Raw genomic sequence first — 17323 nt, 5'->3', positions numbered from 1 at the left:
TGCCGGCTTTTAAGGATGGATGGGCCGTAAGAGTGGATGCCTTATCGGCCACCGTGGCTTGAACGACGCTTCGAGGAGCGAACGCATGATTGGCAACATACAGAATTACTATGAGCACCTGGTCTACGACCGGATTCGTCATGAACTGCTGGAGCTGGGGGACGCCCTGGACACCACCCATATGGATGATCTGGCCTGTGTGGCCCTTAATCGCCTGCCGCCCCGGTATCTGCGCTTTTCCGTGGACCTGACCACGCGGCTGACTGACGAGGACTGGGAACTGATCAACACGCAGGTGAACGAAGCCGTGGACTATGCGATGCGTACCACCGGACGGCGTCACGAGATCCGGCTGGGCGAGGACGAGTGACGCCCGCTTGCCCATGATGCCGTTGACTGCGCCGCCCAGGCCCTTGTTCTCCTACCGACCCTACTGGGCCGCGCGCTTTGGCGTGGCCCCCTTCCTGCCCATGTCCCGTGCCGAAATGGACGAACTGGGGTGGGACAGCTGCGATGTGATTCTGGTGACCGGCGATGCCTATGTGGATCACCCCAGCTTCGGGGTGGCCATCATCGGCCGACTGCTGGAGGCCCAGGGCTTTCGGGTGGGAGTGATCGCCCAGCCCGACTGGCGCTCCGCCGACCCCTTCACGGCCCTGGGGCCCCCCAACCTGTTCTTTGGCATCACCGCGGGCAACATGGACTCCATGGTGAACCGCTACACCGCCGACCGGCGCGTGCGTCGCAACGATGCCTACAGCCCCGATGACGAGGGCGGACGGCGCCCGGACCGGGCGGTGATCGTCTACAGCCAGCGGGTGCGCGAGGCCTACCGGGACGTACCCATCCTCATTGGCGGCATCGAGGCCAGCCTGCGGCGGGTGGCCCATTACGACTACTGGTCCGACAAGGTGCGCCGCTCGGTGCTGCTGGACTCCAAGGCGGATCTCCTGCTCTACGGCAATGCCGAGCGCGCCCTGGTGGATGCCGCCCACCGGATCGCTGGTGGCGAGCACCCCCGCAGTCTGCGGGACCTGCGGGGCACCGCGTTTCTCAGCGATGGCCTGCTGGATGGCTGGCAGGAACTGGACTCCACCCTCCTGGATCGGCCGGGCCCCGTGGACCGCCACCGGGACCCCTACTGCGAGGACATCCCCGAGCAGTGTGGTCCGGGTCAGGCCGTGGCCTGGCGGGCGGGCACCGGTGCGCAGGTGGTGCGGGTGCAGCGTCGGGTGGTGGCCGCTCATCCCCGTGAGAGCACCGTCATCCGCCTGCCCCAGTGGGACGCCGTCATGGAGGATCCGGCCCTGTATGCCCACGCCGCCCGCCTGCTGCACCTGGAAACCAACCCGGGCAACGCCCGCGCCCTGGTCCAGGGCCATGGCGACCGGGATCTGTGGATCAATCCGCCCCCCATCCCGCTGACCACGGCGGAACTGGATACCCTGTTCGATCTGCCCTTTGCCCGGGCTCCGCATCCCGCTTATCGGGGGACGCGCATCCCTGCCTGGGAGATGATCCGCTTCTCGGTGAACATCATGCGTGGCTGTTTCGGTGGCTGCACCTTCTGTTCCATCACCGAGCACGAGGGGCGCATCATCCAGTCCCGTTCCGAGGACTCCGTGGTCCGGGAAGTGGATGAGATTCGCGACAAGGTGGAGGGGTTCACGGGCATCATCTCCGACCTGGGTGGCCCCACTGCCAACATGTATCAACTGGGCTGCAAGGACAAGACCATCGAGGCCCGCTGCCGCCGGCTGTCCTGCGTGTATCCCCGCATCTGTTCCCACCTGAACACGGACCATGGCCCCTTGATCAGCCTGTACCGGCGGATCCGCCAGCGCCCGGGGGTGAAAAAGGTCCTGGTGGCCTCAGGGGTGCGTTATGACCTGGCAGTGCTTTCCAGGGAATATGTGAAGGAACTGGTGACCCATCATGTGGGCGGTTATCTCAAGATCGCCCCTGAGCACACCGAGAGTGGCCCGCTATCCAAGATGATGAAACCGGGCATGGACGTCTACGAGCGCTTCAAGGCCCTGTTCGACCACTACACCCGGGAAGCAGGCAAGGAGCAGTACCTGGTGCCATATTTCATAGCTGCCCACCCGGGCACCACGGACCAGGACATGCTGCATCTGGCCGTATGGCTCAAGCGTAATGGCTTTCGTCCGGACCAGGTGCAGGGCTTTCTCCCTGGCCCCATGGCCCTGGCCACCACCATGTATCACACGGGCAGAAACCCCCTCAAGCCCATTCGGCGCGAGGGGGGCGAGGTGGTCAGCAATGCCCGCGGTCTGCGCCAGCGACGGCTGCACAAGGCCTTTTTGCGATACCACGACCCGGAAAACTGGCCGCTGTTGCGCAAGGCCCTGCAGGACATGGGTCGAGCGGACCTCATCGGCAATGGCAAGCGTCACCTGGTGCCCCGCTATCAGCCGGAGGGAACGGGGCAGTCGGGGGAGGGGAGGCGTCGTGGCAGTGGTGTGACGCCCGCTCGGAAGGGCCAGCCCAAGGCCTCAGGGCGCCCTGCAGCAGGCAGGGCGCGCAGGCAGGCTGGGCGAACAAGGCGCCGGTAGGTGATGAAACTCCCTTCTCCCCCCCGGGGGGGGGAGAAGGGCTGGGGATGAGGGGGAGGGCGGCTTCAGCGCCCCGCCTTCGGCCCCAGCAGCAGCCAGAGAATGAAGCCAAGCAGCGGCAGCAGGACGATCAACACGATCCAGAGCACCTTGGTGCCCGTCCCTGCTCGGCTTTGAACGGTACTCACGATCGCCCAGATCACTGCGATAAGCAGTACGAGACCCAGCAGGCCGCCCACTTCGATGCCCATGATGTCACTCCTTGTTGTGTGGAAGTGTGTTCGGTTTGGTACCCTCTCAACATACAGGCAGAGTACCGAGCGTGACCACCCCCGAGCGCCGGGGGCGACACAGAGGCTTTCCCATCATGCCCACCCTGGAGTCCTGATTCATGCCCTATGTCAACATCAAGATCACCCGCGAAGGAGCGACCCCGGAGCAGAAGGCGGAACTCATCCGCGGCGCCACGCAGTTGCTGGTGGATGTGCTGGACAAGAACCCCAACACCACCGTGGTGGTGATCGACGAGGTGGAGACGGACAACTGGGGCGTGGGGGGGGAAACCATCACCGTGCGCCGCCAACGGGAATAAGGGGGAAGAACGCAGATGACACGACGCAAGAAGACCGACACGGGCCTGGTGGTGATTGGTCTGCTGCTCTTGGGCGTGGGCGGCTTCGCCCTGTTTGGCGGCGAGGTCTGGATCAGTCGTCTCACGGTGGGTGAGGGGCAGGGGATCGGCGGTACGGCGGCCCTGGTGATCGGCGGGATCTTCATCGGCCTGGGGCTTTACTTCCTCAAGGAGTCCCGCAAATAGGGCCCCGATGCCCGCCTCAGGCGGGCTCTACGGCCTCACCGTTCAGCAGTCGGTACAGGGCCACATATTCCCCGGTGAGTTTGTGATTGGGTGCCATGTGGATCAGGGGCTCTGACGCCTGATGGGACTCGCGCACCTTCACTGAGGCAGAGAGGTAGCTGCCCAGCACGGGCAGGTCTTCGTTGATGAGTTCTTCCACCACGGTCCGCGGGAGGTTGGCGTTGGACTGGAACTGATTGACGATGATGCCTTCCACCATCAGTCGCTCGTTGTGGTCTTCCTGGATCTCGCGCACGTTGTCCAGCAACTCATACAGGGCGCGTCGGGAAAAGTCATCGCAATCAAAGGGGATCAGGCATCGGTCCGCAGCGATCAGGGCCGAACGGGTGAAGAAGTTCAGGGCCGGAGGCGTGTCGATGAAGACCGCGTCGTAGCGATCCGCAATCCCCTGCAGGGCATCCCGCAGCTTGTAGATCTTGTAGCGGGATTCCAGCTTGCCCTGGAGGTTCTCCAGTTCGCGGTTGGCGGGCACGATGTGCAGATCCTCAAAGGGGGTCTGCAGGGGGATGAGATCCACCGGTTTGCGGGATTTGAAGCTGAAGCCGCTGCCCAGCGTGCCGGCGAAGAAATCCACCACCGTGTGTTCGCATTCGGTGAAGGCAGACCCCAGCAGGTACTGGCTGGAGTTGCCCTGGGGGTCCAGGTCCACCACCAGGGTGCGCAAACCATAGGCCGCGCTGATGGCCGCCAGGTTGCAGGTGATGGTGGACTTGCCCACCCCGCCTTTTTGATTGAATATGACGCGTCTCATGACCTACTCCAAGCCGGGAACCCGGGCCGCAGGTGTGCGGCAGCCTGCTAGTGTATTCAATGCAGGCGGGGCAGGTCGAGCCGGCAGGCCTGTTTTTCGTCAGTTCTCCAGCCAGGCCAGCGCCTGTTCGCGACCCGCTTCAAGCACCTCCGCATCCAGTTCATGCTGCAGCAGCTGAAGCATCTGTGTACCCACGGGATCGCCGGCTGCCGCGGACAGGCTGGCCCATTTCGCGGCCTTGACCCTGTTGGCCTCCACGCCGCGCCCCTGGAGATAGAGCTCGGACAGCCAGGCCTGCAGGGTGGGATGACCGGCCTGGGCTCCCTGGTGAGTAAAGTGGAAGGCCTGGTCCGGGTCGGCCTCCACATCGCCGATGCCCTCCAGATACAATCGGGCCAAAAAATACACGGCGTTGGGCTCGCCCTGTTCGTGGGCCTCGTGCAACAGGGTTTCGGCTTCCAGGGTGCGGTGCGGCTCCAGCCCGCCGGTGGCGTCGGCGATCCAGACTGAGGCCAGTGCGACCCGGGCCGGGGCGTAATCCGCCTTGATCCCACGTCGGAACCAGGCCTCGGAGGCGACCCTGTCCACGGGAATCAACTCACCATTGAGGTGCATCCAGCCCAGGTGCAGCGTATAGCGATGGGCGCCGGTCTCCACTGCTTGGGCATACCAGGCAATGGCCAGGGATGGATCGGGTTCCACGCCATGGCCGTGTTCATACAGCCAGCCCAGGTAGGCGGCCGCCTGCGGAGAACCTTGATTGGCTGCTTGCTCGAACCACAGGTGTGCCTGTGGGTAGTTGGGCGGCGTCTCCTGGAGATGAGCCTGCGCCTCGGCCTCCATTTGTGCCACGCTCATGCCATCGCCCGCCTGTTCCGACCAGGGCTTGGGGGATTCCTGTGCCCAAAGCCCCACGGGCAGGTAGAGTAGGGCGGTCAGCACCAGGCCCGCCAGCGTCTTCAAACCCGCAGCGCACAGCATGCGGTCTGCCGAACCGGGTCGGTGGATGGCTGCCTTTGTCGTCATGAATTGTTCAACCACTGTCCAGAACCATCCGTCAATGTAACTGCCCTTTGTGGCAACTGTGTGAATGTGGAGTCCCTCGATGCCCTTTTTCCTGCTGTCCCTGGCTATTATTGCCGAAGTGGTGGGTACCACCGCCTTGAAATTCTCCGATGGCATGACACGGGTGGTGCCGTCCATCGTGGTGGTCGTGGCTTACATGGTGGCCTTCTATTTGCTGTCATTGGTGCTGCGTTACATCCCCGTGGGCGTGGCCTATGCCATCTGGGCTGGGGGCGGTATTGTGCTCATCACGCTGGTGGGATGGCTGTATCTGCGACAGGGTTTGGACGGGGCAGGCATGCTGGGTATCGGTTTGATCGTCGCGGGGGTGTTGGTACTGCAGTTGTTCTCCAAGTCGGCCAGTCTGCACTGACCCGCCGGTTGGCGCTGACATGGGATCTTCACCCGTCTGTCATCTTGTCACCATGATGTAACAAAGGTTCGCTCTAATGGCGCTCAACAAGCTGACCTTGGACCACAGTCTATGAACGAAAAGACCATCCTGGTCGTGGAAGACGAGCCGGCCATTCGTGAAATGGTCGGCTTCGCACTGACCCGTGCCGGGTTCCAGATGGACGAAGCCGGTGACGCTCACGAGGCGCATGCCCGCCTGGCGGAGCGTGTGCCGGACCTGATCGTGGTGGACTGGATGCTCCCCGGGGCGAGTGGCATCGATCTGGCCCGGCGCCTCAAGCGGGAAGACTACACCCGCGAGGTCCCCATCATCATGCTCACCGCCCGGGGCGAGGAAGACGACAAGGTTGGTGCCCTGGATGCGGGGATTGATGATTACATCACCAAACCCTTTTCGCCTCGGGAACTGGTGGCTCGCATCAAGGCGGTGCTGCGTCGCAGCCTGCCCGAGGAGCAGGCCAAGCCCCTGAGCGTGGACGGTCTCACGCTGGACCCCGCCAGCCATCGGGTGATGGCCAATGAAAAACCCCTGGAAATCGGCCCCACCGAGTTTCGCCTGCTGCATTTTTTCATGACCCATCCGGAGCGTGTTTATTCACGCTCGCAACTCCTGGATCGGGTGTGGGGCCGCAACACCTATGTGGAGGAGCGCACGGTGGATGTTCACATTCTCCGGTTGCGCAAGGCCCTGAGCCCACACGGCTGTGATCGCTACGTGCAGACCGTGCGCGGCGCCGGCTACCGATTCTCCCAGCAGGGGTGATCGTTCGTCTTGTGGAACAAGGAGTGATGCCATGATCCGGGATCCCCACCCCTGGACATTGGAGGCCTGGCGGCTGGGTTCCGTGATGGTGGTCGGGGCCCTGGTGGGCTGGTGGATCGGTTACTTCTTTGCCACCCTGTTCGTGGCATTGCTGGGGTTCATGGGCTGGCATGTCTTCCAGTTGTGGCGGTTCCACCGCTGGGTCCGGCTGGGCAAGCGCAGTGATCCGCCGGAGGCCTCGGGTATCTGGCGTGATCTGATTCATGATCTGTACCGCCTGCATCAGCGCAGCCGCAAGCGCAAGAAGAAGATCGCCAAGCTGCTCAATCGATTCCACGAGTCCAGCGCGGCGATGCCCGATGCCACCATTATTCTGGGCAAGCGCTTCGAGATCGAATGGTTCAATGATGCCGCCGTTGACCTGCTGAGATTGCGACAGCCCCAGGATGTGGGGCGACGCATCACCCATTTGCTGCGCCATCCCCGTTTTCTGGCGTATCTGGAGGGGGGGGTGTACAACCAGCCTCTGGAAATGCCTCGCCTGCCTGACAATCAGGTGCAGCTTTCAGCGCGCATGGTGGCCTATGGAGATGGTCAGTTCCTGTTGACGGTGCGGGATGTCACCCGTCTGCATCGTCTGGAGTCCATGCGTCGTGATTTCGTTGCCAATGTCTCCCATGAACTGCGCACGCCATTGACGGTGATCACCGGCTATGTGGAAACGCTGGTGGATGACGATAGCCTGGATCCGGTTGTCCACCGCACCCTGGAGTCCATGGAATTTCAGGCCGAGCGTATGCGTCGCATCATCGACGACCTCCTCACACTCTCGCACCTGGAGACCCGTGACGATGGCGTGGCCGAGCAGACGGCAGTGCCCGTGCCCGCCCTGATCGGGGCCATTGAGGAGGATGCCCACATGCTGGTGACGGAGCGGGATTTGACGATTCGGGTGGAGGCGGATGCCGGCTTGTGGCTGCGCGGCGCCCGCAATGAGTTGCACAGCGCCTTCTCCAATCTGGTGACCAACGCCATCCGCTATACCCTCGATGGCGGCACCATCACCCTGCGCTGGTACGCCGATGACCAGGGTGCCCACTTCCAGGTGGAGGACACCGGGATCGGGATTCCCCCGGACCATATTCCCCGCCTCACCGAACGCTTCTACCGGGTGGAATCGGATCGCAGTCGCGCCCGCGGCGGCACCGGCTTGGGGCTGGCCATCGTCAAGCATGTGCTGCAACGGCACGACGCCTGCCTGCGCATTGAGAGCGTGCCCGACCAGGGCAGCACCTTCACCTGCGATTTCGGCCAGGCGCGGGTGCTTCGCAAGGTGGCTCCAGTCGCCAGCGACAACTGATCCATCGCATACCGATTGGTTTCAAAAACGGGTCCCCCCCCGATGGGCCCCTGGCGATGGGTCCTGTACCACTGATGGCGTTATGAATAGTCTCCCGCCCCTCTCGCCAAACATGACATTTCCGTTACAATGCCCCCTCATTCGGACCGAGCCGCCATGCCTCCCAAGAGCTATTTCTTCAATCTGTTTGGTCAATCCCCCGTGCGCCCACTGCAGCAGCATGCGGACAAGGTGCTGGCCTGCGTGGCAGAACTGCCAGCCTTCATGGAGGCTGCCATGGCGGAGGACTGGGAGCGGGCACGGGAGCAGCGCGACCGGATTGCCAGTCTTGAGCACGAGGCGGATCTGCTCAAGAAGGATCTACGCATGCACCTGCCCAAGGGACTGATGCTCGCCATGTCGCGCAGGGACGTGCTCGAAACCCTCACGGTGCAGGACCGCATCGCCAATACCACCAAGGACATTGCCGGCCTGATCCTGGGCCGCAGTATGACGTTTCCAAGTGACATGCATCCGGGGCTGCGGGATTTTCTGGCCCGCGGTGTGGACGCCGTGGAACAGGCCGATCGGGCCGTGCACGAACTGGAAGACCTGGTGGAGGCGGGCTTCCGCGGCCACGAGGTGGAGGTCATGGAGGCCCTCCTCAAGGAACTGGACACCATCGAACACGACACCGATCGGATACAGATCCGTGTGCGTGCCGGGCTGTTCGCCATGGAAAAGTCCCTGCACCCGGTGGACGTCATGTTCATGTACCGGATCATCGACGAGATCGGTGAACTGGCCAATCTGGCACAGCGGGTGGGAAGCCGCCTGCAACTGATGCTGGCCCACTAAACCGAAGTCCATTCGACTGGCCTTGAACTGAGTATTCTATGGAATATGCAGCGCTTTTCATCGCCCTTGCGTGCGTGTTTGGGTTCTTCATGGCCTGGGGGGTGGGGGCCAATGACGTAGCCAATGCCATGGGGACCTCGGTAGGCTCCCGGGCACTGACCATCAAGCAGGCGGTGTTTGTTGCCGCCATATTCGAGTTTGCTGGGGCCTGGCTGGCAGGCGGGGAGGTGACCCAGACCATCCGCAGCGGCATGCTGGAAACCGGGCTGCTGGAGGGCTCGCCGGAAGTGTTGGTGTACGGGATGCTGGCCTCGCTACTCGCGGCGGGCACCTGGCTCCTGGTGGCCTCATTCTTCGGTTGGCCCGTGTCCACCACCCATTCCATTGTTGGTGCCATTGTGGGCTTTGCCATCGTGGCTCTGGGCATGGAGGCGGTGCAGTGGGACCGGGTGGGAACCATCGCCATGAGTTGGGTGGTCTCGCCAGCCCTGGCGGGGGTGATCTCCTTTGCGCTGTTCCGCAGTGTTCAGCTCCTCATCCTGGATACTCAGGATCCTTTGGTCAATGCCAGGCGATTCGTGCCCTTCTATATGTTCCTGGCGGCTTTCTTCACGGCCCTGATCACCTTGCTCAAGGGGCTGAAGCACATGGGGCTGGAATTCTCCATGCTGGAGAGTTATGTGCTCGCCGCCGCCATTGGCCTCCTGGTCACGGCCCTGGGGGTGGTGGCCATCCGCCGCCTGCACTTCGAGAAGGTCTCGGATAGGGAATTTCATTTCACCAACGTGGAAAAGGTGTTCGGGGTGCTCATGGTGGTGACCGCCTGTGCCATGGCCTTCGCCCACGGATCCAATGACGTGGCCAATGCAGTCGGACCGCTGGCTGCAGTGGTCAGCGTCTCCCAGTCTGGCGAGGTGAACGCTCATACCCCGATGCCCATGTGGATCCTTCTGCTGGGTGGGGCCGGCATTGTACTGGGCCTGGTCACCTATGGTCACAAGGTGATTGCCACGGTGGGTCGCAATATCACCCAGCTGACCCCCAGCCGAGGCTTTGCTGCTACCCTGGCGGCCGCCATGACGGTGGTGCTGGCCTCTGGTACCGGGTTACCCATCTCCACCACCCATACCCTCGTGGGCGCCATCCTGGGCGTGGGCCTGGCCCGGGGGATCGCCGCCATCAACCTGGGCGTGGTGCGGACCGTGTTCATGTCCTGGATCATTACCCTGCCGGCCGGGGCCTTGCTCTCCATCATCTTCTTCCTGATCATTCGCGCCAGCTTCAGTTGAATGCGGTGCGCCGTCTGTCATGGGCATGAAACACGATTGCGACAAGATGGCGGTTTTGAGTGGTCCGGGTGGGCCAGCACCTGGGGGAGATGGAGCAGGCGATGGACAACGATCTCAAACTCATCCTGGTACGCCATGCTCAGGCCGGTGACGCCGCCGAATTCGCCTGCAGTGGTCAGCCCGACAACCTGCGCCCACTCACCGATCAGGGTGTGACCCGCATGCGCGAGGCGGTCCAGGGGCTGGCCACGTTGCTTAGTGGACCCATGAACCTGGTGTCCAGTCCCCATGTCCGTGCCCGCCAGACCGCGGAGATTCTCGCCGAGATTCTGCCTACGGGTCCGATCCGCACCTGTGATCAACTGGTGCCCGAGGCGCATCCCAGCGCGCTGGTGGGTGGCCTGTTTCAGGAGCAGCCCGAAGGCCTGCTGATACTCGTGGGGCATGAGCCACACCTGTCCCGTCTTGCCGGATGGCTGATGTCCGGACGGCCTGACTCCCTTGTAAGGATGAAAAAAGGCGGGGCCTGTGCGCTGCAACTCAGTGGCCCCCCCCGGGCTGGTTGTGCCATGCTGCACTGGCTGCTCACCCAGCGTCAGTTGCGTCGGCTCTGACCCCCTCATCACCCGGGTTCCTTTCATGTTTCGACGTCGCCAGCCTTTTGACACCATCGCTGCTGTGGACCTGGGGTCCAACAGTTTTCACATGATTGTGGCGCGGATACGCGACGGCCAGGTCCATGTGCTCGATCGCCTGCGTGAGACCGTGCGCCTGGCCAGCGGCCTGGACAACCGGGGCAATATCAGTCCCGAGGCCATTGAGCGGGGGCTGGCCTGCCTGGAGCGTTTCGGTCAACGGGTGCGTGAATTGCCCTTGGGCAGTGTGCGTGCGGTGGGCACCAACACCCTGCGCAAGGCCAGGGATGCAGGCGACTTTCAGGAACGTGCTCGCGCGGCCCTGGGGCATCCCATCGAGATCATTGGTGGGCGCGAGGAGGCGCGTCTGATCTACCTGGGTGTGGCCCACTCCCTGGCGGATGATGGAGGCCGGCGCCTGGTGGTGGATATCGGTGGAGGCAGTACCGAACTCATCATCGGTGAGCGCTTCGAACCCATTCACATGGAGAGCCTGCACATGGGGTGTGTGAGCATGGGTCGCTGGTACTTCCCCAACGGCGAGATCAAGGACACCGCCTGGCGCGCCGCCGAGATTGCCGCCCGGCTGGAGTTGCAGCCTATTGAGGGTCAGTACAAGGGCGTGGGTTGGCAGGAATCCCTGGGGGCTTCGGGCACGTTGCTGGCCGTGGCCAAAATCCTGCGTGAACAGGGCTGGTGTGACAATGGCATTTCCCTGGTGGGCTTGCGGCAATTGCGTGATGCCTTGTTGAAGGCAGGGCACGTGGATCGTGTTGATCTCAAGGGCTTGAGCGAGGATCGGCGCCCGGTGTTGCCGGGTGGTGTCGTGGTGCTGGTATCCATTTTCGAGGCCCTGGAAATCGAGCGCATGCGGGTATCGGATGGTGCGCTGCGTGAAGGGCTGGTCTATGATCTGCTAGGCCGTAACGGTCACGAGGATGTGCGTGGCCGCACCATCGACAGTTTGATGAAGCGCTTTCAGGTGGATGAGGCGCATGCCCTTCGGGTAGAGCACACCAGCCTGCAGTTGGTGGAGCACGTGGGAGAGGGCTGGCAGCTGTCTCAGGATGACGCCGAGAGCCTCGCCTGGGCGGCCCGCCTGCATGAGGTGGGTCTGAGCATCTCCCATAGCCAGTACCACAAGCATGGAGCCTATCTGGTGGAAAACGCTGACCTGGACGGTTTCACTCTGCAGGGGCAGCAGCGCATGGCCCTGCTGGTGCGTGCCCACCGCCGCAAGTTTCCCGCCAAGTTGTTCGACGCGCTGCCCGACCGTGAAGGCCGCGTGCTGCAGCGGTTGGCGGTGCTACTGCGTGTGGCCGCGCTCCTGCACCGGGCCCGCACGGAGATTCAGGTGCCCATCGAGGAGATCAGGGTCAAGGAGCGCAGTCTCAAGTTACGTCTGGCCGAGGGCTGGCTGGACGAACACCCCCTCACCCGGGCGGATCTGGAGCGGGAGGCCGAGTATCTGCGCAATGCGCGGTTCAAACTCAAGTATGAGTAGACCGGCCCGCCGCCTTAACACGAAAGAAGCCAGATTCACCCCCCTTGATGCATGAGAGTCAGGGCCCGGTGAGCAGCTCCAGCAATTCCTGCTGGGCCGAGCGGGGTTTCTGGCTGCTGGTGGGCTTCAGGCGCTGGTAGCTGCCGTCGCTCTGCAGCAGCCAGGTCTGGGTGTTGTCGGCCACATAGGCCAGCAGGGACTCATTCAGCACCCGCTCGCGAAGATCCGGGTGGTCCACCGGAAAGGCAGTCTCCACCCGGCGGAAGAAGTTGCGCTGCATCCAGTCGGCACTGGAGAGGAAGACTTCTGGGGTGTTGCCGTTCTTGAAATAGAACACCCGGGAGTGTTCCAGAAAACGACCCATCACGGAACGCACCTGGATATTCTCCGAGACACCAGGGACCCCGGGGCGCAGGGCGCAAATGCCCCGAACCACCAGATCGATCTTTACGCCCGCCTGGGAGGCCCGATACAGGGCCTGGATGAGGCGAGGTTCAATCAGGGAGTTCATCCGGGCAATGATGCGCCCACCCCGGTTGGCCCTGGCATGGTCGATCTCTCGGTCGATGCGTTCGATCATGGCCGCATGCAGGGTGAAGGGAGATTGCAGCAGCTTGCGCAGCTTGGAGACCTTGCCCAGGCCCGTGAGCTGCTGGAAGATCTTGTGTACATCCTCGCCCACCACCTTGTCGGCGGTCAGCAGGCCCAGGTCGGTATAGGCACGGGCGGTGCCGGCATGGTAGTTGCCGGTGCCCAGATGCACGTATCGCTTGATCTGGCCCTTTTCCCGACGCACCACCATGAGCAGCTTGGCGTGGGTCTTGTACCCCACGACGCCATAGGTGACATGAGCGCCAGCATCCTGAAGGCGGTTGGCCAGCTGAATATTGGCCTCTTCGTCAAAGCGGGCACGCAGTTCGATCACCACGGTCACTTCCTTGCCTGCCTGGGCTGCTTCTACCAGGATATCCACCAATTGGGAACGCACCCCCGTGCGGTACAGGGTCTGCTTGATGGCCAGTACATCCGGGTCGCGGGCAGCCTGGCGGATGAACTCCACCACCGGCACGAAGGACTGGTAAGGATGATGCAGCAGGACATCGCCGCGGCGGATGGTGTGGAAGATGTCCGAAGCGGAGGTGAGCGAGGGGGGCAGGGCAGGCACGAAGGGCGGAAATTTCAGATCCGGACGATCCACCAGTTCGTGCACGGCCATGAGCCGGTTCAGGTTGACCAGTCCATTCACCTGATACAGGTCTTCCCGGCCCAGCTTGAATTGGCGCAGCAGGAAGTCGGCCACCTTGTCGGGACAGTTATCGGCCACTTCCAGACGCACGGCCTCGCCATAATTGCGTTGGGGCAGTTCCCCTTCCAGGGCCATGAGCAGGTCGTCGATCTCCTCCTCGTGAACAAAGAGATCGGAGTTGCGGGTCAGGCGGAACTGATAACAGCCCGTCACCTTCATGCCCTGGAACAGCTCGCCCACATGGGCATGCAGGATGGAGGACAGAAAGACAAAATCATGGTCTCCCTTGGCCAGTTCCCGGGGCAGGCGGGCCAGGCGGGGCAGGGAACGCGGTGCCTGCACGACGGCCATGCGGCTCTCGCGTCCGAAGGCATCCTTGCCCTCCAGGGTGACGATGAAGTTCAGGCTCTTGTTGAGGATGCGCGGGAAGGGGTGGGCCGGGTCCAGTCCCAGGGGGGAGAGTACCGGCAACAGATCCATGTTGAAGAATTCCTTGACCCAGGCAGCCTGTTCCGGCGTCCACTGGGTGCGCCGTACAAAGCGGATGTTGGCCTGGGCCAGCGCAGGAATCAGGATGTCGTTGAGGGTGCTGTACTGGTCATCCACCAACGCGTGGGCGCTCTGGCCGACCCGGGCGAGTTGCTCGGCGGCACTCAGGCCGTCAGGGCCCGGGTTGTTCACGCCCAGGGCGAGTTGCTGCTTGAGCCCGGCCACACGGATCTCGAAAAATTCATCGAGGTTGGTGGAGGAAATGCACAGATAGCGCAGCCGCTCCAGCAGGGGCATGTTCTCCTGCTTGGCCAGCTCCAGAACCCGCTGATTAAAGCCCAGGAGGCTCAACTCGCGGTTGAGGTAGAGTTCCGGGTTGGTCAGGTCAATATCGTTCATCAGTTGTCCAGTCACCTGCTGTTGGCCGGCACACTAGCCCATGTATGTTAACGTTCCATGACAGGGGTACGGACGCCTGAATGCTCAGGACTCCGGCAAGCGCTGCGTGTCCCAGGCCAGCAGGAACTCCAGCAGCGCCTTCTGGGCATGAAGCCGGTTTTCCGCCTCGTCCCAGACCACGCTTTGCGGCCCTTCCAGCACTTCGGTGCTCACTTCTTCCTCCCGGTGTGCCGGCAGGCAGTGCATGAACAGGGCATCCGGAGCGGCACGCGCCATGAGCTCGCTGGTGACGACGTAATCGCCAAAGGCGCGCCGCCGGGCTGACTGTTCCTGTTCCTGCCCCATGCTCGCCCACACGTCAGTGACGATGAGGTGCGCCCCGTCAGCGGCCTCCATGGGGTCGCGCACCATGTGCACTGAGCGTCCACCCGATGCCAGGATCAGCGGATCCGGGTCGTAACCCTCGGGACAGGTGATGCGCAATTCGAATCCCAGGCGTTCGGCGGCGTGGATGTAACTGTGGCACATGTTGTTGCCATCGCCCACCCAGACCACGGTGCGCCCGGCGATGTCGCCGCGCAACTCGAACCAGGTCTGCATGTCCGCCAGCAATTGACAGGGATGTTCCAGGTCGGTGAGGCCGTTGATCACCGGCACTCGGGAGTAGGCGGCAAAGCGCTCCACCTTTTCATGCTCAAAGGTGCGGATCATCACCGCGTCCACCATGCGCGACAGTACCCGGGCCGAGTCCTCGATGGGCTCGCCCCGGCCCAGCTGCGTGTCCTTGGGGGACAGGAACAGGGCATGCCCACCCAGTTGCTGCATGCCCACCTCAAAGGACACCCGGGTACGTGTGGAGGACTTCTCGAAGATCATGGCCAGGGTCTTGCCAGCCAGGGAGGCATGGGGCGTCCCTTCGCGCTGCTGCACCTTCATCTGCATGGCGCGCTGGATCAGGTGACGCAATTCCTCGGTGGACAGGTCCAGCAGGGACAGGAAATGACGAACAGCCATGGGTACTCCTCAGGCGGCCTGGGCCGCGAATCGTTCCACCAGCGTGGCGACGGTATCGATGATTTCATCGGCCTGGGCCTGGTCAATGATCAGGGGGGGCAGCAGGCGGATCACGCGCTCGGCGGTGACGTTGATCAGCAGGCCGGCGGCCAGCGCCTGACCCACCAGTTCAGCGCAGGGCCGGTCCAGTTCAATGCCGATCATCAGACCCTTGCCGCGAATCTGGCGTACCGCTGGGTGCCCGCCCAAGCGCGTAGCGAATCCTGCCATCAGGTACTCACCCATGCGCCTTGCCTGCTCGGGCAGGTCCTGCTGTTCCAGGGTGTCGAGGACTGCCAGCGCGGCAGCACAGACCAGGGGATTGCCGCCGAAGGTGGTACCGTGCGTGCCGGCGGTGAATAAGCCCGTGGCCGGCCCGGCCACCAAGGTGGCGCCGATGGGCACGCCGTTACCCAGGCCCTTGGCGAGACTGAGGACATCCGGCGTGATGTCTTCATGCTGATAGGCGAACAGCTGCCCCGTGCGGCCGATCCCTGCCTGAATCTCGTCCAGCATGAGCAGCCATCCGGTCTGGTTACATAGTTCCCGCAGGCCCTTGAGGTAGTCGGCGGGTGGGATCCGGATGCCGCCCTCCCCGGTGATGGGTTCCACCAGCACAGCCACCACATCCGGATGGTCACTCAGGGCCTGAACCGCTTCCAGATCGCCATGGGGGACACGGACAAAACCTTCCACCAGCGGGGCAAACCCCTTTTGAATGGCGGTATTCCCGGTGGCGGTGAGGGTGGCCAGGGTACGACCGTGAAAACTCCCCTCCATGACCACCACGGTGGGTCGCTTGATGCCCTTGCGGTGACCGTGCAGACGCGCCAGCTTGAGGGCCGCTTCGTTGGCCTCGGCCCCGGAGTTGCAGAAAAACGCCTGCTGCATCCCCGCGGCCTGGGTCAGCCGTTCGGCCAGGCGGGTCTGCAGGGGGATCTCATAGAGGTTGGAGGTATGCACCAGCGTGCGTGCCTGCTCACAAAGGGCCTTGGCCACCGCCGGATGGGCATGGCCCAGCCCGCACACGGCGATGCCCGAGAGGGCGTCCAGATAGCGGCGCCCCTGGCTGTCCCACAGCCACGCGCCTTCACCGCGCTCAAAGGCCACCGGTTGGCGCTTGTAATTCTGCACCAGCGCATCTGACATTGAGTGACTCCCCTCCATAAACGAAAAAAGGCAGCTCGTGGCTGCCGGCTTGCCTCGCGCTCCATGCGCCGGATCATTGTGATGGAACGATCGGCGGTTCCCTACCCTTGGTCGGGATCATACGATGCCCGGGGCCTGCACGCAAAGTCATTGGCCATCAACGTGCCCACCGCCCTCCAGGGGGCGAGGGGGAGGGAAAGGGGTTGCATGGCGGATAGAGCCCCTCTCCCCGAGGGGGAGAGGGGTTGGGGTGAGGGTGAAGGGCGGTAGGTAGCAGGCTACGCCCTGTGTTTACCCGAAATTCTCCGCCACAAAATCCCAGTTCACCACATTGAAGAAGTTTTCAATGTACTTGGGCCGTGCATTGCGCACGTCGATGTAGTAGGCGTGTTCCCATACATCCATGGTCAGCAGGGGCGTCATGCTGCCATCGGTCAGCGGGGTCTGGGCATTGCTGGTGTTCACGATTTCCACCTGACCGCTGGGATTCTTGACCAGCCAGGTCCAGCCGGAACCGAAGTTGCCGGCACCTGAAGCGGCGAATTTTTCCTTGAATTCCGCAAACGAACCAAACGCCTGATGAATGGCGTCCGCCAGGGCGCCGGTGGGTTCGCCGCCCCCATTGGGGCTCAGGCAGTTGAAGTAGAAGGTGTGGTTCCATACCTGGGCAGCGTTGTTGAATATCCCGCCGGCCGGGGCCTTTTTGATGATGTCCTCCAAGGGCAGGTTTTCGAACTCAGTCCCCGCGATCAGCTTGTTGAGGTTTGTTACATAGGTGGCGTGGTGCTTGTCGTGGTGATACTCCAGCGTCTCGGCGGAGATGTGGGGTTCCAGAGCCTGCTTGTCGTAAGGCAGGGGAGGCAGTTCGTGGTTCATGGCTCGTCTCCTTGCTGGCCGCGGCGATCGCGACGTTTAA

General features: G+C 63.0%; 18 protein-coding genes. 11 read left to right on the top strand and 7 right to left on the bottom strand.

The genetic code is table 11. The features are described from left to right. Positions 1 to 85: 85 nt before the first annotated feature. The gene (locus BMY52_RS09165; RefSeq protein WP_090253658.1) at positions 86 to 370 is read left to right on the top strand and encodes a late competence development ComFB family protein; all 285 of its coding nucleotides are present in this window, start codon (positions 86 to 88) and stop codon (positions 368 to 370) included. 13 nt (positions 371 to 383) lie between these two features. Beyond that, positions 384 to 2576: a YgiQ family radical SAM protein gene (locus BMY52_RS09160; protein ID WP_090253656.1), complete on the top strand. Its 2193-nt coding sequence runs from the start codon at positions 384 to 386 to the stop codon at positions 2574 to 2576. Positions 2577 to 2641: 65 nt separating this feature from the next. On the opposite strand, the gene BMY52_RS09155 is transcribed toward BMY52_RS09160, so the two are convergent. Then, complete coding sequence (locus BMY52_RS09155) at positions 2642 to 2827, bottom strand: PLDc N-terminal domain-containing protein (RefSeq protein ID WP_090253653.1); 186 nt, start codon at positions 2825 to 2827, stop codon at positions 2642 to 2644. A gap of 140 nt (positions 2828 to 2967) precedes the next feature. Here BMY52_RS09155 and BMY52_RS09150 point away from each other — a divergent pair, with 140 nt between their 5' ends. Then, complete coding sequence (locus BMY52_RS09150; protein WP_025282353.1) at positions 2968 to 3168, top strand: tautomerase family protein; 201 nt, start codon at positions 2968 to 2970, stop codon at positions 3166 to 3168. A gap of 15 nt (positions 3169 to 3183) precedes the next feature. Further along, the gene (locus BMY52_RS09145; protein WP_090253652.1) at positions 3184 to 3393 is read left to right on the top strand and encodes a hypothetical protein; all 210 of its coding nucleotides are present in this window, start codon (positions 3184 to 3186) and stop codon (positions 3391 to 3393) included. Between the two features lie 16 nt (positions 3394 to 3409). On the opposite strand, the gene BMY52_RS09140 is transcribed toward BMY52_RS09145, so the two are convergent. Further along, the gene (locus tag BMY52_RS09140; protein WP_090253650.1) at positions 3410 to 4204 is read right to left on the bottom strand and encodes a ParA family protein; all 795 of its coding nucleotides are present in this window, start codon (positions 4202 to 4204) and stop codon (positions 3410 to 3412) included. A 99-nt stretch (positions 4205 to 4303) separates the two neighbouring features. Then, positions 4304 to 5230, bottom strand: a complete 927-nt coding sequence (locus tag BMY52_RS09135) for a tetratricopeptide repeat protein (RefSeq protein WP_177169917.1) — start codon at positions 5228 to 5230, stop codon at positions 4304 to 4306. A gap of 79 nt (positions 5231 to 5309) precedes the next feature. On the opposite strand from BMY52_RS09135, the gene BMY52_RS09130 reads away from it, so the two are divergent. The 7 genes from BMY52_RS09130 (at position 5310) to ppx (ending at position 12071) form a co-directional block, all read left to right on the top strand. Further along, positions 5310 to 5642, top strand: coding sequence for an SMR family transporter (locus BMY52_RS09130; protein ID WP_090253759.1), 333 nt, complete (start codon positions 5310 to 5312; stop codon positions 5640 to 5642). Between the two features lie 111 nt (positions 5643 to 5753). Continuing rightward, on the top strand, positions 5754 to 6446 hold the full coding sequence (gene phoB, locus BMY52_RS09125) for a phosphate regulon transcriptional regulator PhoB (protein WP_090253646.1): 693 nt from the start codon (positions 5754 to 5756) through the stop codon (positions 6444 to 6446). A gap of 31 nt (positions 6447 to 6477) precedes the next feature. After that, positions 6478 to 7806, top strand: coding sequence for a phosphate regulon sensor histidine kinase PhoR (gene phoR / locus BMY52_RS09120; protein ID WP_090253644.1), 1329 nt, complete (start codon positions 6478 to 6480; stop codon positions 7804 to 7806). A 156-nt stretch (positions 7807 to 7962) separates the two neighbouring features. Then, complete coding sequence (locus BMY52_RS09115) at positions 7963 to 8643, top strand: TIGR00153 family protein (protein WP_090253757.1); 681 nt, start codon at positions 7963 to 7965, stop codon at positions 8641 to 8643. Between the two features lie 38 nt (positions 8644 to 8681). Beyond that, positions 8682 to 9932 carry an inorganic phosphate transporter gene (locus tag BMY52_RS09110; protein ID WP_090253642.1) on the top strand — a complete coding sequence of 417 codons (1251 nt, stop codon included), beginning with the start codon at positions 8682 to 8684 and terminating at the stop codon, positions 9930 to 9932. Between the two features lie 101 nt (positions 9933 to 10033). Continuing rightward, positions 10034 to 10546 (top strand): SixA phosphatase family protein, encoded by a 513-nt coding sequence (locus BMY52_RS09105; RefSeq protein WP_177169916.1) that lies wholly within the window; start codon positions 10034 to 10036, stop codon positions 10544 to 10546. A 25-nt stretch (positions 10547 to 10571) separates the two neighbouring features. After that, positions 10572 to 12071: an exopolyphosphatase gene (gene ppx, locus BMY52_RS09100; RefSeq protein ID WP_090253637.1), complete on the top strand. Its 1500-nt coding sequence runs from the start codon at positions 10572 to 10574 to the stop codon at positions 12069 to 12071. Positions 12072 to 12129: 58 nt separating this feature from the next. Here ppx and ppk1 read toward each other — a convergent pair whose 3' ends face one another. From ppk1 to BMY52_RS09080, 4 genes are all read right to left on the bottom strand, one after another. Beyond that, on the bottom strand, positions 12130 to 14220 hold the full coding sequence (gene ppk1 / locus BMY52_RS09095; protein WP_338018666.1) for a polyphosphate kinase 1: 2091 nt from the start codon (positions 14218 to 14220) through the stop codon (positions 12130 to 12132). 69 nt (positions 14221 to 14289) lie between these two features. After that, positions 14290 to 15219, bottom strand: coding sequence for an ornithine carbamoyltransferase (argF, locus tag BMY52_RS09090; RefSeq protein ID WP_090253634.1), 930 nt, complete (start codon positions 15217 to 15219; stop codon positions 14290 to 14292). A gap of 9 nt (positions 15220 to 15228) precedes the next feature. Then, positions 15229 to 16407, bottom strand: coding sequence for an acetylornithine transaminase (locus BMY52_RS09085; protein ID WP_090253633.1), 1179 nt, complete (start codon positions 16405 to 16407; stop codon positions 15229 to 15231). 291 nt (positions 16408 to 16698) lie between these two features. Then, a complete protein-coding gene (locus BMY52_RS09080) occupies positions 16699 to 17283 on the bottom strand; it encodes a superoxide dismutase (protein ID WP_090253631.1) in 585 nt (194 codons plus the stop codon). Positions 17284 to 17323 lie beyond the last annotated feature (40 nt).

It is taken from the genome of Ectothiorhodospira marina, from assembly GCF_900109495.1.
GTDB lineage: Bacteria > Pseudomonadota > Gammaproteobacteria > Ectothiorhodospirales > Ectothiorhodospiraceae > Ectothiorhodospira > Ectothiorhodospira marina.
This window is presented reverse-complemented; position numbering and strand designations above follow the sequence as displayed.

What these genes read in the sequence shown, in the direction of transcription:
- BMY52_RS09165 (WP_090253658.1), top strand. Translation starts at nt 86, where the DNA reads ATGATTGGCAACATACAGAATTACTATGAGCACCTGGTCTACGACCGG.
- BMY52_RS09160 (WP_090253656.1), top strand. Translation starts at nt 384, where the DNA reads ATGATGCCGTTGACTGCGCCGCCCAGGCCCTTGTTCTCCTACCGACCC.
- BMY52_RS09155 (WP_090253653.1), bottom strand. Translation starts at nt 2,827, where the DNA reads ATGGGCATCGAAGTGGGCGGCCTGCTGGGTCTCGTACTGCTTATCGCA.
- BMY52_RS09150 (WP_025282353.1), top strand. Translation starts at nt 2,968, where the DNA reads ATGCCCTATGTCAACATCAAGATCACCCGCGAAGGAGCGACCCCGGAG.
- BMY52_RS09145 (WP_090253652.1), top strand. Translation starts at nt 3,184, where the DNA reads ATGACACGACGCAAGAAGACCGACACGGGCCTGGTGGTGATTGGTCTG.
- BMY52_RS09140 (WP_090253650.1), bottom strand. Translation starts at nt 4,204, where the DNA reads ATGAGACGCGTCATATTCAATCAAAAAGGCGGGGTGGGCAAGTCCACC.
- BMY52_RS09135 (WP_177169917.1), bottom strand. Translation starts at nt 5,230, where the DNA reads ATGACGACAAAGGCAGCCATCCACCGACCCGGTTCGGCAGACCGCATG.
- BMY52_RS09130 (WP_090253759.1), top strand. Translation starts at nt 5,310, where the DNA reads ATGCCCTTTTTCCTGCTGTCCCTGGCTATTATTGCCGAAGTGGTGGGT.
- phoB (WP_090253646.1), top strand. Translation starts at nt 5,754, where the DNA reads ATGAACGAAAAGACCATCCTGGTCGTGGAAGACGAGCCGGCCATTCGT.
- phoR (WP_090253644.1), top strand. Translation starts at nt 6,478, where the DNA reads ATGATCCGGGATCCCCACCCCTGGACATTGGAGGCCTGGCGGCTGGGT.
- BMY52_RS09115 (WP_090253757.1), top strand. Translation starts at nt 7,963, where the DNA reads ATGCCTCCCAAGAGCTATTTCTTCAATCTGTTTGGTCAATCCCCCGTG.
- BMY52_RS09110 (WP_090253642.1), top strand. Translation starts at nt 8,682, where the DNA reads ATGGAATATGCAGCGCTTTTCATCGCCCTTGCGTGCGTGTTTGGGTTC.
- BMY52_RS09105 (WP_177169916.1), top strand. Translation starts at nt 10,034, where the DNA reads ATGGACAACGATCTCAAACTCATCCTGGTACGCCATGCTCAGGCCGGT.
- ppx (WP_090253637.1), top strand. Translation starts at nt 10,572, where the DNA reads ATGTTTCGACGTCGCCAGCCTTTTGACACCATCGCTGCTGTGGACCTG.
- argF (WP_090253634.1), bottom strand. Translation starts at nt 15,219, where the DNA reads ATGGCTGTTCGTCATTTCCTGTCCCTGCTGGACCTGTCCACCGAGGAA.
- BMY52_RS09085 (WP_090253633.1), bottom strand. Translation starts at nt 16,407, where the DNA reads ATGTCAGATGCGCTGGTGCAGAATTACAAGCGCCAACCGGTGGCCTTT.
- BMY52_RS09080 (WP_090253631.1), bottom strand. Translation starts at nt 17,283, where the DNA reads ATGAACCACGAACTGCCTCCCCTGCCTTACGACAAGCAGGCTCTGGAA.